General features: G+C 45.3%; 6 protein-coding genes and 1 riboswitch. Of the genes, 2 read left to right on the top strand and 4 right to left on the bottom strand.

From position 1 onward, the window contains the following. Positions 1 to 884: 884 nt before the first annotated feature. Positions 885 to 2,210, bottom strand: a complete 1,326-nt coding sequence (locus L1076_RS24135) for a sodium:proton antiporter (RefSeq protein ID WP_038879754.1) — start codon at positions 2,208 to 2,210, stop codon at positions 885 to 887. A 189-nt stretch (positions 2,211 to 2,399) separates the two neighbouring features. On the opposite strand from L1076_RS24135, the gene metH reads away from it, so the two are divergent. Further along, positions 2,400 to 6,080, top strand: a complete 3,681-nt coding sequence (gene metH, locus L1076_RS24130; protein ID WP_237304636.1) for a methionine synthase — start codon at positions 2,400 to 2,402, stop codon at positions 6,078 to 6,080. A 75-nt stretch (positions 6,081 to 6,155) separates the two neighbouring features. Here the strand turns inward: metH and lysC are convergent, their stop codons facing one another. Next, the gene (lysC, locus tag L1076_RS24125) at positions 6,156 to 7,508 is read right to left on the bottom strand and encodes a lysine-sensitive aspartokinase 3 (protein WP_237304635.1); all 1,353 of its coding nucleotides are present in this window, start codon (positions 7,506 to 7,508) and stop codon (positions 6,156 to 6,158) included. Positions 7,509 to 7,629: 121 nt separating this feature from the next. After that, positions 7,630 to 7,808, bottom strand: a riboswitch (Lysine riboswitch). Positions 7,809 to 8,032: 224 nt separating this feature from the next. Here lysC and L1076_RS24120 point away from each other — a divergent pair. After that, positions 8,033 to 9,154 carry an alanine--glyoxylate aminotransferase family protein gene (locus L1076_RS24120; protein WP_237304634.1) on the top strand — a complete coding sequence of 374 codons (1,122 nt, stop codon included), beginning with the start codon at positions 8,033 to 8,035 and terminating at the stop codon, positions 9,152 to 9,154. Positions 9,155 to 9,210: 56 nt separating this feature from the next. On the opposite strand, the gene L1076_RS24115 is transcribed toward L1076_RS24120, so the two are convergent. Together L1076_RS24115 and uvrA are read right to left on the bottom strand one after the other, a co-directional pair. Then, the gene (locus L1076_RS24115) at positions 9,211 to 10,995 is read right to left on the bottom strand and encodes a PglL family O-oligosaccharyltransferase (RefSeq protein WP_237304633.1); all 1,785 of its coding nucleotides are present in this window, start codon (positions 10,993 to 10,995) and stop codon (positions 9,211 to 9,213) included. A 67-nt stretch (positions 10,996 to 11,062) separates the two neighbouring features. Next, a complete protein-coding gene (gene uvrA / locus L1076_RS24110; RefSeq protein WP_038864588.1) occupies positions 11,063 to 13,885 on the bottom strand; it encodes an excinuclease ABC subunit UvrA in 2,823 nt (940 codons plus the stop codon). Positions 13,886 to 13,887 lie beyond the last annotated feature (2 nt).

Raw genomic sequence — 13,887 nt, 5'->3', positions numbered from 1 at the left:
CCAGACCTCAGCAGAAATGCTGAGGTCTTTTCACATTTACGATGTTATTTTTTGGTCTACGACCAACGAGCCCCGCTTGTGTGCAAGCCCAGCCGCTCCGCCACTTATTTAGAAACCCAGTCTTCGGACTGGGTTTTGTCGTTTAAAAGCAAAGAGGTTTTCCCTTGTCAGGGAATGAGGCCCAACTGCCAGCAACTCCGGGCTAGGCGTCCTAGCCGATTCGCCACTTATTCAGACAAAAAGCCCCAGCAGAAATGCTGGGGCTTTTTCGTATTTGCGATATTACTTTAGTCTACAACCAACGAGTCCAATTGAGTGCAAGCCCAGTCGCTCCGTCACTTATTTGAAAGGCTTGCTAGAAATAACAATTCTTGTATCCACAAATTTCTTCGTTGCTTGTTGTGGGCTGCTAGTGCCATACCAATCTGTCAGATTACTGGTCAGGTTAATTCATTATCTTTTGCACATATTTGTCACTCCATCATCACTTTCCAAGAGTTAACTCCATGCATATCACACCTCGTCTGCAATATTGGTGTAGTTCGTAATGCTCTGGTTTGCTACATGATATTTTCATAGCCTTACTCTATCGGGTTCAATGTTGTGCCATATTCCGCCTGTAAACGAGCTGTTGTATTTTGTGCCCAAATCTTACTTAGTCTTGAAACTAAGCATCGACCGATTCAACCTTAGTGTAGCTAGGAATCTTGAGGATTGTTTTAATTTGAGTTTTTAGTATTGACTGGAGTTTGTTGATATTGGAAGGATATCAGAGCGTGGCGATGTTTGAGGGAAATCAGCCAGTCTATTCTATTAATAGCTGCTTGGTTCAGGCATAAAAAAGGCAGCCAATCGGCTGCCTAATTTTTCAATTATAAGAGAGTTTATTCTTGAGAGACTTTAGTTTCATGCTTAGCAACAGATGCTTCGGCTTCCATTTCTTTCTCTGCTTGCTTCGCTTTCTCAATCATTGGCGTTATCGTTGATCCTTGAATAAGGATCGAGAAAACTACAACAGAGTAGGTCATCACCATGATGATCTCTTTCACATCAATCAGTTTTTCTGGGATGACTAAAATACCTGATGGAATTGATAGTGCCATTGCTAAAGCTAGACCTCCACGTAATCCACCCCAAGTTAGAATCTTCACGGACCATGGGTTGTACTTTCTGTAGCGTTTAAAGCCAATATAAGGAATAAAGACACTTAGGTAGCGAGCACCAAGTACTAGTGGCACAGATATCGCCATCATAATCCAGTCTTCTTTATGGAATTCGAATAGCAACATCGACATACCGATTAGAAGGAATAGTACACCATTCAAGAATTCGTCGACCAACTCCCAGAAATGGTCTAGGTGGTCTTCACTTTCTTTTGAGAAGCCGATAAAGCGAGTCCAGTTACCAATCATGATGCCAGAGACTACCATTGCAAGTGGTCCTGAAACATGGAGATATTCAGCTAGAGCATAACCTGCTGTAGGAACGCCAATCGTTAATAATAGTTCCATGGAGTGGTCATCGGTCGCACTAATCAAGTAGTGGAAAATTAACCCTAATACGAAGCCGTAAACAATACCGCCAATTGCTTCTTGGATGAATAGAAGGGTTACGCTACCAACCGTCGGGGCTTCTGTACCAAATGCGATCGTGAATAGAGTGACGAAGATAACTAGACCGAAACCATCGTTAAACAGAGACTCGCCTTCAATTTGTGTTGAAATGCGTCTTGGAGCGTCCAATTTCTTCACAATAGCGAGAACTGCAATCGGGTCGGTTGGAGAGATAAGTGCGCCAAACAGTAAGCAGTAAACAAGGTCAAACTGAATACCAATAACTTGGCAAAAACCGTAAAGAACAAAACCAATGAAGAATGTGGAGAAGAGTGTTGCACCTAAAGCGAGTACCGTAATTTCCCACTTTTGATCTTTAAGGTTGGGAAGTTTGATACCTAAACCACCGGCAAAAAGCAGGAAGCCTAGTATGCCTTTCAGAAGAAAATCTTCGAAATTTATGCTGGTGACGGTTTCTGTGGCAATCTCAGTAAGATGAAACCAATCGTTTTGACCTGCGATTAGAATGAGAAGTGAAAGGATCATCGAACCAGCGGTAATGGCGATGGTCGTTTGCATCTTTCCTATCTTGCTGTTTACAAAGGCGATAACCATTGCTGCCGCGGATAGAAAACATAAAGTATGATAGACCGACATAGAGCTCTCTATTTGTAACATTTTATGAATGGAATTCTCGGCCGATGTTGTCTAAATAGCAAACATTTTTTCGTGATTATTTTGTAACTCGAGACAATACAAAATAATTACAATTCCTATTTTAGACGTCTAGACTCCTGTTGCTTGTGTGATAGGATGGAGAAATAACAAAAGGAATGAGGCTGTACTGTGGGAAGTAATGTAAGACAACAGATTGAAGCTCAGTTAAAGCAACGTATTCTTCTGATCGATGGTGGTATGGGCACCATGATTCAGGGTTACAAACTTGAAGAGCAAGATTATCGAGGAGAGCGCTTTGCCGATTGGCATTGCGATCTAAAAGGCAACAACGATTTGTTGGTGCTTAGTCAGCCTCAATTGATAAAAGAGATACACACTGCTTATTTAGAAGCAGGTGCTGATATTTTAGAGACCAATACCTTCAACGCCACGACCATCGCGATGGCGGATTATGATATGGAAGGTCTCAGTGAAGAGATTAACTTCGCGGCTGCTAAGCTGGCCCGTGAAGCCGCTGATGAATGGACGGCAAAGACTCCTGACCGTCCGCGTTATGTTGCCGGTGTACTTGGCCCAACCAACCGTACTTGTTCTATCTCTCCTGACGTAAATGACCCAGGTTATCGTAATGTTTCGTTTGATGAGCTAGTTGAAGCTTATTCCGAGTCAACTCACGCCTTAATTAAAGGTGGTTCTGACCTTATTCTGATCGAGACGATCTTTGATACGTTGAATGCCAAAGCTTGTGCTTTTGCAGTTGATTCCGTCTTTGAAGAGCTAGGATTTAAACTTCCAGTTATGATTTCAGGCACGATTACGGACGCGTCTGGACGAACACTATCTGGGCAAACAACCGAAGCTTTCTATAATTCGTTACGCCATGTGAATCCTCTTTCGTTCGGTTTGAACTGTGCACTTGGGCCTGACGAATTGCGACCGTATGTAGAAGAGTTATCACGTATATCTGAATCCTTTCTCTCTACTCATCCAAATGCGGGTTTGCCGAACGCATTTGGTGAATATGACCTTTCACCTGAAGATATGGCTGAACATGTTAAAGAGTGGGCAGAGAGTGGTTTCTTAAATTTAATTGGTGGTTGTTGTGGTACGACACCAGAACACATCCGTCACATGGCAATGGCAGTTGAGGGGGTGAAGCCTCGAGAGTTACCTGATCTTACCGTTGCTTGCCGCTTGTCAGGTCTTGAGCCACTAACTATTGAAAAAGAAACCTTGTTTATCAACGTGGGTGAGCGCACGAACGTAACTGGCTCTGCTCGTTTTAAACGCCTGATCAAAGAAGAGCTCTACGATGAAGCTCTTGAAGTAGCTCGTCAACAAGTAGAGAACGGGGCTCAGATTATCGATATCAACATGGATGAAGGTATGTTGGATGCTGAAGCCTGTATGGTTCGCTTCCTTAATCTATGTGCATCTGAGCCAGAGATATCAAAAGTACCAATCATGGTTGACTCTTCTAAGTGGGAGGTTATCGAAGCTGGCTTGAAGTGTATTCAAGGCAAAGGCATTGTTAACTCTATCTCTTTGAAAGAAGGGAAGGAGAAGTTTGTTGAACAAGCGAAGTTGATCCGTCGTTATGGTGCGGCCGTTATTGTGATGGCATTTGATGAACTTGGTCAGGCGGAAACACGAGAACGTAAACTTGAAATTTGTACCAATGCGTATCGAATCCTTGTTGACGAAGTTGGCTTCCCGCCAGAAGACATTATCTTTGATCCAAACATTTTTGCTGTCGCGACGGGTATTGAAGAACACAACAATTACGCAGTGGACTTCATCGAAGCGGTGGCTGATATCAAACGCGACTTACCTCATGCGATGATCTCTGGTGGTGTCTCTAACGTTTCCTTCTCATTCCGCGGTAATAACTATGTTCGTGAAGCGATTCATGCGGTATTCCTGTACCACTGTTTTAAAAATGGCATGGACATGGGTATCGTTAACGCGGGTCAGCTAGAAATCTACGATAACGTTCCTGACAAGTTGCGTGAAGCGGTAGAAGATGTGGTTCTCAACCGTCGTGATGATTCAACTGAGCGACTACTTGATATCGCCGCCGAATACGCAGGAAAGGGTGTTGGCAAAGAAGAAGATGCTTCTGCTTTAGAGTGGCGTACTTGGCCAGTAGAAAAACGTTTAGAACATGCGCTGGTAAAAGGCATTACTGAGTTTATTGTCGAAGACACAGAAGAGGCTCGTTTAAATGCCTCCAAGCCATTAGAAGTGATTGAAGGCCCTCTCATGGATGGCATGAACGTGGTTGGTGACTTGTTTGGGGAAGGTAAGATGTTCCTTCCGCAAGTTGTTAAGTCTGCTCGTGTAATGAAACAAGCGGTTGCCCACCTTGAGCCTTTCATTAACAAAGAAAAGCAAGCGGGCTCATCGAATGGCAAAATCTTGCTCGCGACGGTGAAAGGTGACGTTCACGATATCGGCAAGAATATCGTTGGTGTAGTTTTGCAGTGTAACAACTACGAAATCATTGACCTTGGTGTCATGGTACCGTGCGAAAAGATCCTCAAAGTAGCGAAAGAAGAGAATGTCGACATTATTGGTTTATCAGGCCTTATCACCCCTTCTCTTGATGAAATGGTTCACGTAGCAAAAGAGATGGAGCGTCTTGATTTTGATTTGCCACTCTTGATTGGCGGTGCAACGACGTCAAAAGCGCATACTGCGGTTAAGATTGAACAAAACTACAAGAACCCAGTGGTGTATGTGAATAATGCTTCGCGGGCGGTTGGAGTATGTACATCATTGTTGTCTGATGAACTTCGTCCTGCGTTTGTGGAGAAGCTGGATGAGGATTATGTTCGTGTCCGTGATCAACACAACCGCAAAAAGCCAAGAACCAAGCCGGTCACTTTAGAAGAAGCTCGTGCCAATAAGGTTGCTATTGATTGGGACGTTTACACACCGCCAGCACCCGTTAAGCCAGGTATCCATGTTTTTGACGACTTCGATATTGCGACATTGCGTCAGTATATCGATTGGACGCCTTTCTTTATGACGTGGTCTCTCGTTGGTAAGTACCCGACCATTTTTAAACACTCAGAGGTTGGCGAAGAGGCGAAGCGTTTGTTTAAAGATGCAAATGATTTGCTGGATCGAGTTGAACGTGAAGGATTGCTTAAGGCTCGTGGTATGTGTGGTTTGTTCCCCGCGGCGAGTGTTGGCGATGATATCGAAGTCTACACAGATGAATCACGTACCGAAGTAGCGAAAGTTTTGCTCAATTTACGTCAGCAGACCGAGAAACCAAAAGGGTTCAACTATTGCCTTTCTGATTATGTTGCTCCGAAAGAGTCGGGTAAAAAAGATTGGATTGGCGCATTTGCAGTGACTGGTGGAATCGGTGAGCGTGAACTCGCAGATGAATACAAAGCACAAGGTGATGATTACAACGCTATTATGATTCAAGCGGTTGCGGATCGTCTGGCAGAAGCATTTGCTGAGTGTCTGCATGAACGAGTACGTAAAGAAATTTGGGGCTACGCGGTAGAAGAAGCACTCTCTAATGAAGACCTGATTCGTGAAAAGTACCAAGGTATTCGACCTGCTCCAGGTTATCCAGCATGCCCTGAACATACCGAGAAAGGACCTCTTTGGGAATTGATGAATGTTGAAGAGAATATTGGTATGTCTTTGACCTCGAGCTATGCGATGTATCCAGGAGCCTCTGTTTCTGGGTGGTACTTCTCCCATCCAGACTCACGTTATTTTGCGATCGCTCAGATCCAAGAGGATCAGATGCTAAGTTACGCTGATCGCAAGGGCTGGGATAGGATCGAGGCTGAAAAGTGGCTCGGTCCAAATATTAACGGTTAAATCGATCCACACGCAAAAGAAAAGGGCTGCTACGTGCAGCCCTTTGTTTTATTTGTCCATAGTATTTAGTAGCGATTATTGCTCGAATAGCTCTGTGTGCAGTTTCTGAATAGCTTGTCGTGATACAGACTCATGAACAAGGAAACATAAGTTATGTGGGCTTGCACCGTAACAAATCATACGTAAGTTGAAGTCCTCTAGTGTTCCGAAGACTTGCTTAGCATAGCCTTTGCTCTCGCTCATGTTGTTACCAATCAGAGCGACTAAACAGAGGTCGTGCTCAACTTCTACTGTACACAATTCTTCGAGCTCTTCGCGTACTGCCTGTGGTAGCTGCGGAGCACCACCTGATGTGTCTGTTTGATCGAGAGTGAGTGACACACTGATTTCAGATGTGGTGATCAAGTCTACTGAGATCTTGTGTTTAGCCAGGATCTCGAACACTTTCGCTAAGAATCCGTAAGCATGGAACATGTTCACGCTGCGCAGAGTGACCATAGTTTGATTGCAACGAAGAGCAAGGGCTCGGAATAGCGGTGAGCTCTCTACTTGGTGTCGAATCCACGTACCACCTTTTTCTGGCTCTTTAGAAGAGCCAACGAAGACCGGAATATCGTGACGGAGTGCTGGTACCAGAGTAGAAGGGTGAAGGATCTTCGCACCGAAGTTTGCCATCTCTGATGCTTCGCTAAAGCTGATCTCAGGAATTGGTGACGCTTTGGGGGCTATTCGTGGGTCGGTAGTGTAAATGCCCGGAACGTCAGTCCAGATCTCTAAGCCCGCGGCTTTAACACCTTCAGCAATCAAAGCTGCGCTGTAGTCACTACCACCGCGACCCAATGTCGTGGTGTTGCCTTCTTCATCTGAGCCAATAAAGCCCTGTGTAATGACGACATGTTTTTGGCAAAGAGGAACCAGCTGTTCTTGCGCTAGCATTGAAATACTTGCTAGTTGTGGTTCTGCGCGGCCAAAGTTGCCATCTGTTTTTAAAATATCTCGAATATCAAAACGAGCGGCGTTGATGCCTCTTTCACGCATTAACTGAGCAAGAATATGAGTCGACATCAGCTCGCCACATGCCACTAAATGGTCGGTCAGTTTGGTGCTTGCTTGAATAGAGGCCGCTTCTGCAAGGCTTGTGACTGTATCTAGAATCTCATAAACCTCGGCAGCCGCTTTAGTCGCATCTTCTAATCGAGATAAAATTGATTCATGAATATAGGCTAATTTTTGCAGCACTTTAGCGCGATGCTCTTGGTCCTGAACACCGTTTGCTAGTTCGACCAAAAGGTTGGTCACGCCAGAACAAGCACTACTCACGACAAGGCGGGTATTTGGATTGTTTTCTATAATGGTGGCACAACGGCTCATTGCCTCAAAGTTGGCAACACTGGTTCCACCGAATTTCGCTACGTTAAATGCGCTCACTGCGTTCTCCCACGACTTCCTAAAAAATAACAACATCAATTGGTTGCCAATACATCCAATGTTTTGGTGAGGAAAGGAACAGAGCAAATAGAGAGGTATTTAGAATGTAATTTGAAAATTTACCCTCAGAAGCCCTTCATCAGACTGAGCTGATGACAGTTGATGGGACTCAACCCAAGTCAACCGATAAGCCAAATCCTGCAACTTTGACTTACCTCGGCACTACTCCCCCTGAGTGATTGGTATTGGAATTGCGGCTCCACAAATCACCTGCCTGGGCAGTGCTCCTCTTCTGCATAAAGCTCAAACATTGAACGGTTTTGTTGTCACAATGTCAACCAATATCTCCAACCAGAATGAAAGTTTTTATTAACGAATTTGTGACAGTGGTTTGACCTCTATACTTAGGGCTAATTGCCGATAGAGAAAAAATCTATTAGGGTGAAAAGTTCGATACCTGAGCCAACCTTTTAAATAGAATTTTTATAACGCTCAGGATGAATGACTGCAATCAAGGAGCTGACATGCCGATCCAAAGCTTTATTCCCCCACATCGTATTCTGATGGGACCTGGTCCATCTGATATTTCACCTCAAGTTTTGCAAGCCTTGAGCCGCCCAACGGTTGGCCATCTAGACCCGCTTTTTATTGCGATGATGGATGAGCTAAAACAACTGCTCAAATACGCCTTCCAAACTGAGAACGAATTCACCATCGCCGTTTCTGCTCCGGGCAGTGCGGGTATGGAAACGTGTTTCGTCAACCTGATTGAAAAGGGTGACAAAGTTATCGTCTGTCGCAATGGTGTTTTCGGTGAGCGCATGCGTGAAAACGTAGTCCGTGCTGGTGGTGAAGCAGTTGTTGTGGATGATGAGTGGGGCACGCCAGTATCGGTTAATAAAGTTGCAGAAGCGTTAAAGCAGAACCCTGATGCGAAGATCCTTGCTTTTGTTCATGCAGAAACATCGACAGGGGCAGTAAGTGATGCTCAAACGCTGAGTAAGCTAGCCAAACAATACGGTTTATTATCGATTGTGGATGCGGTGACATCACTCGGTGGTGTGCCTCTTAAGGTTGATGAGTGGCAGTTGGATGCTGTGTACTCAGGAAGTCAGAAGTGTTTGTCGTGTGTACCGGGGTTATCACCTGTGACGCTTTCTCCTGCTGCCATAGAGAAGATTCAAGCCAGAAAGACACCGGTTCAAAGCTGGTTCTTGGATCAAAGCTTAGTATTAGGTTACTGGAGTGGAGAGGGCAAACGCAGCTATCACCATACAGCACCAGTGAACAGCTTATATGCACTTCATGAGGCACTACTTATCCTGAAGAACGAAGGCTTAGAAAATGCGTGGGCACGCCATCAATTGATGCATGAGAAGCTAAAAGCAGGATTACAGAAGTTGGGTTTTGACTTTGTGGTAGAAGAAGAGTACCGCTTACCACAACTCAACGCGATTTATGTTCCAGAGGGCATTGATGAAGCTAAAGTGCGTCATCATCTGCTTGAAACCTACAACCTTGAGATTGGTGCGGGCTTGGGAGCGCTTGCTGGCAAAGCATGGCGAATTGGTTTGATGGGCTATGGTGCTCGACCTGAAAATGTTGCTTTGTGTTTGCGTGCTTTAGAAGAATCGCTGACTGAGTAAAATGATTCGACAACGAGATAAAGAAAAGCGAAGGTCATCCCTTCGCTTTTTTATGTTTATTGATCAGCACCAGAAGTTGGCGTTGGTGAAGCTGATACGGCTTGAGAAGGCGGTTGATAATTGACGCCACTGAAATCAACCTTAGGAAACAAGAATTGTGCCTCTGCACGGATTTGTTCTGCCTTGCTCGTATCATCCAGTCCTTGATATGCAAGGATTAGGTTGTTGTAGAACGCTGGACGGGGCTTATCTTTAATTATCTCCAAAGACCAATCAATGTAAGGCTGAATCAAGGTTGGATCTTGCTTGTACAATCCAATATTCAAGAAAGTACTGTATACATCCCAGTCGAAACGATCTTTCCAAACTACAGGGTTTGTCACCTGATTCAGGATGTCCGGATTGGTTGGGCGCGTGGTCTCAAACTTAGTTAATACGTAGTTGGTATGCAGAGCACTCACCATATAAAAGCTGAATACGACTGGAATTACTAAGCTGCAAACACGAAGTAAACTCTTAGTCACTCGGCTAAAAGGTGCCTGACGGTAGCGAGAGACTCGCTGGTCAACCCAGTACAGTAGGATTATGAAGATGATCCAATGCACCAGCGAGTGGTAAAACGGATACTCTAGCTGTGAATGGAGGATGATAGGGATGAAGAGGGCGAGTAAGGCTAGACGTGTCCCTCGTTTGGCCTGATAGATTCGGTGTAGCACTAACGCCATCGCGAGGAAAATCCCCAAGATTGGTAACAATCCGCCTTCTACAGACCAATATAAGAGTTCATTATGTGGGTGATCCATCGATGGTAAACCCGCAGGGTAACTCTCATTTAGAGCGTGTTGGCGAGCCGTATAGAGCATGTATTCCGATTCAAATTTACCATAACCGTAACCAGTAAATGGTTTTTCAATCACCATATCGAGCGTTTGTGGGAAGGTGTAAGCTCTCGGAGATTCCATGTTCACTTTTTCACTGGCTAATCCGCTACCATCAGGAAAAGCGATCTGCATGATCACAATAGATAAAGCCAAACCTGTTGCCATTGCAACTACCCAACGTACGAACCTAGCTTTAGTTGCGAAGCGGTACATGTACGGAATGACTAATAGGATCGCGATGATAGAAGCAAGCCACCCTGTTCGAGATGCCAATGCGACAATCAGCGGCAGGGTAAGTACTGGCACAGCATAAAGCAGATAGATATCGCTAAGCTTACGCGAGTATTTATAAGGTTGACGGACAAGCAGATAACTTGCTATCACTAAGCCTGTCGCAAGAAAACTCGCCATGACATTGGGCTGTTGGAATATACCATAAGGACGATTAGCAACAGTGTCGTACCCAAATACGTTACCTGGCTTGAGGTAAAGGTATTGAGTGAGGCCAAATAGAGCCTCTATCACAGCCGCAAGAACGATAAACCACAGTAAACGTTGGCGATGTTTGTTACTGAAATGGAATTGCTGCAACACAATAAAAAACAGCATGCCGCACCACAGGCCAATTAATTTATTCGCTGCCAGTGCGCTATCCGCATTTGGATAAAAGATAGGCAATGTCATGATGATGCAGCTAATCAACAGACCAATCGTTAATTTGGAATAGCGTAATACACGGTTGGTCGCAAGTTGGTAGCAGCCGATCCCGAGCGCAAAGCTGAACGCCATCCACGTGGTTGCGTTAAAAGACAATGCGAGCCCTGAGCCGCCCGGATTTGGCATAAAAAAGTGCATCGCCAGCAAAAAGAGTGCTGCTAGCGCGATGAGGAACTTGCGATTAAGAGGAACTTGCACTTTACTTGGAGAAAGCTTGGTTCCACTGACGTGTATAGTAGCCATAGTTATTGTGTTGTTTTGAATGAAAAAAGACCAGCAATGGCTGGTCTTTGTACTTTACCTGTTTTTTCTACTTCAACATAGGCTTAAGGAAGCGAGCTGTGTGTGAACCTTCGATCTGAGACACATCTTCTGGTGTTCCTTGTGCAATTATCTCACCACCACCTTGGCCGCCTTCTGGTCCTAAGTCGATAATCCAGTCTGCTGTCTTAATGACATCAAGGTTATGTTCAATAACTACGACTGTATTTCCGTGGTCACGCAGGCGGTGTAAAACGGTCAGCAATTGTTGAATGTCGTGGAAGTGCAGGCCCGTTGTTGGCTCATCCAGAATGTACAAGGTCTTACCCGTGTCACGCTTAGAGAGTTCTCGTGCTAGTTTCACACGTTGTGCTTCACCACCAGAGAGCGTGGTTGCTGCCTGACCTAAGCGAATGTAAGACAAACCTACATCCATTAGCGTTTGCAGTTTACGAGCAATGGCTGGGACAGGATCGAAGAAGGTACGTGCATCTTCTACCGTCATTTCCAGTACTTCATCAATGGTCTTGCCTTTGTAACGCACTTCAAGTGTTTCACGGTTGTAGCGCTTACCCTTACATACGTCACAAGGAACGTAGACGTCAGGTAGGAAGTGCATTTCTACTTTGATTACACCATCACCCTGACATGCTTCACAGCGACCGCCACGCACGTTAAAGCTAAAACGGCCCGGCTTGTAGCCACGAGAGCGCGATTCTTGTGTGCCTGCAAACAACTCACGAATCGGGGTAAAGATACCCGTGTAAGTCGCTGGGTTTGAACGTGGCGTTCGACCTATTGGGCTCTGGTCGATATCGATAACTTTATCGAAATGCTCCAAACCTTTGACCGATTTATAAGGTGAAGGGTGCGCCGTTGTTGCACCGTTCAATTGAGTATGAGCAATCTTAAAGAAGGTATCGTTGATCAGAGTCGACTTACCTGAGCCTGATACGCCCGTAATACAGCTAAACAAACCAACTGGAATCGAAAGGTCGACATTCTTAAGGTTATTACCAGTAGCGCCCAGTAACTCAACCGTTTTCTTTGGATCTCGTGGTGTGCGCTTTGTTGGGATCGCAATCTCTTTTGCGCCACTTAAGTACTGACCCGTTAGTGAGTTCGGGTTAGCGATGATGTCTTCCATCGTACCTTCCGCGACCACGTTACCGCCGTGCACTCCTGCGCCGGGACCAATATCTATTACGTGGTCAGCACAACGAATAGCATCTTCATCGTGTTCAACAACTAATACCGTATTGCCTAAATCTCGTAGATGGGTCAAGGTCTTCAATAGGCGTTCATTATCGCGCTGGTGGAGGCCTATTGATGGCTCATCCAGAACGTACATTACCCCCACTAAACCAGCACCAATTTGGCTCGCTAGACGAATACGTTGCGCCTCACCACCTGAGAGGGTTTCTGCACTGCGTGACAAGTTTAGATAGTTCAAACCAACGTTAACCAAGAACTGCAGACGGTCATTGATTTCTTTCATCACTTTTTCAGCGATTTGAGCGCGTTGACCTTCTAGCTTCAGTGTATGGAAGAAATCCAATGCATCCGCAATGCTGAGTTCAACGATCTCTGGCAATGTTGTATCGGCAATAAAAACATTGCGAGCTTCAAGGCGTAAACGAGTGCCACCACAGCTTGAGCAAGATTTGGTTGAGATGTATTTTGCAAGCTCTTCGCGTACTGAGTTTGATTCGGTATCGCGATAACGACGCTCAAGGGTGTTTAGGATTCCTTCGAATGGATGGCGTTTAACGCGAATATCACCACGATCGTTAATGTACTTGAACTCAACCTCGGTACGCCCAGAACCTTTAAGAATAATGTCTTGGGTCTTCTTCGGTAAGGAGTTAAACGGAACGTGAAGGTCAAAGCCATAATGATCCGCCAAGGCTGTTAGCATTTGGAAGTAGTAGTAATTTTTCTGATCCCAACCTCGAATTGCCCCTTGCGCTAAGCTGAGTGAGTCATCTTGAATCACTCGACTAGGATCGAAATATTGCTGTACACCTAAACCATCACAAGTGCCACAAGCACCAGCTGGGTTGTTGAATGAGAACAAACGAGGCTCAAGCTCTTGCATACTGTAACCACAAAGTGGGCAGGCAAAGTTTGCTGAGAAAATTACTTCCTCACCGTCGCCATCCATTGGCGCAACAACTGCGATACCACCAGAAAGCTCTAATGTGGTTTCGAATGATTCTGCCAAACGTTGCTGCAAATCTGGACGCACTTTAAAGCGATCTACAACCACCTCAATCGTGTGTTTTTTATGTAGCTCTAGTGGCGGTGGATCGGAAAGATCACAAGTTTCACCGTCGATGCGTGCACGAATAAACCCCTGTGCTGCGAGGTTCTCTAACGTTTTAACATGCTCACCCTTTCGCTCTTTTACGATAGGAGCAAGGAGCATCATTTTACTGCCCTCTGGCAGCTCTAAAACCTTGTCGACCATTTGGCTGACGGTTTGAGCGGCAAGCGGCGTATGATGAGTCGGGCAGCGAGGTTCACCAACACGAGCGTAAAGCAGGCGCAGATAGTCGTAGACTTCCGTAATGGTACCGACGGTTGAGCGAGGGTTGTGTGACGTCGATTTTTGCTCGATGGAGATAGCTGGAGACAAGCCTTCGATATGATCGACATCTGGCTTTTCCATAAGAGATAAAAACTGACGGGCGTAAGCAGATAATGACTCAACGTAACGTCTCTGGCCTTCCGCATACAAGGTATCGAAAGCGAGAGAAGATTTACCAGAACCACTTAAACCAGTGATAACAGTCAGTTTATCGCGGGGGATCGTAAGGTTGATGTCTTTGAGGTTATGGGTGCGGGCACCGCGAACTTCTATTTTATCCATCG

This window comes from Vibrio sp. MMG023 (assembly GCF_021654215.1).
Lineage (GTDB): Bacteria > Pseudomonadota > Gammaproteobacteria > Enterobacterales > Vibrionaceae > Vibrio > Vibrio jasicida.
This window is presented reverse-complemented; position numbering and strand designations above follow the sequence as displayed.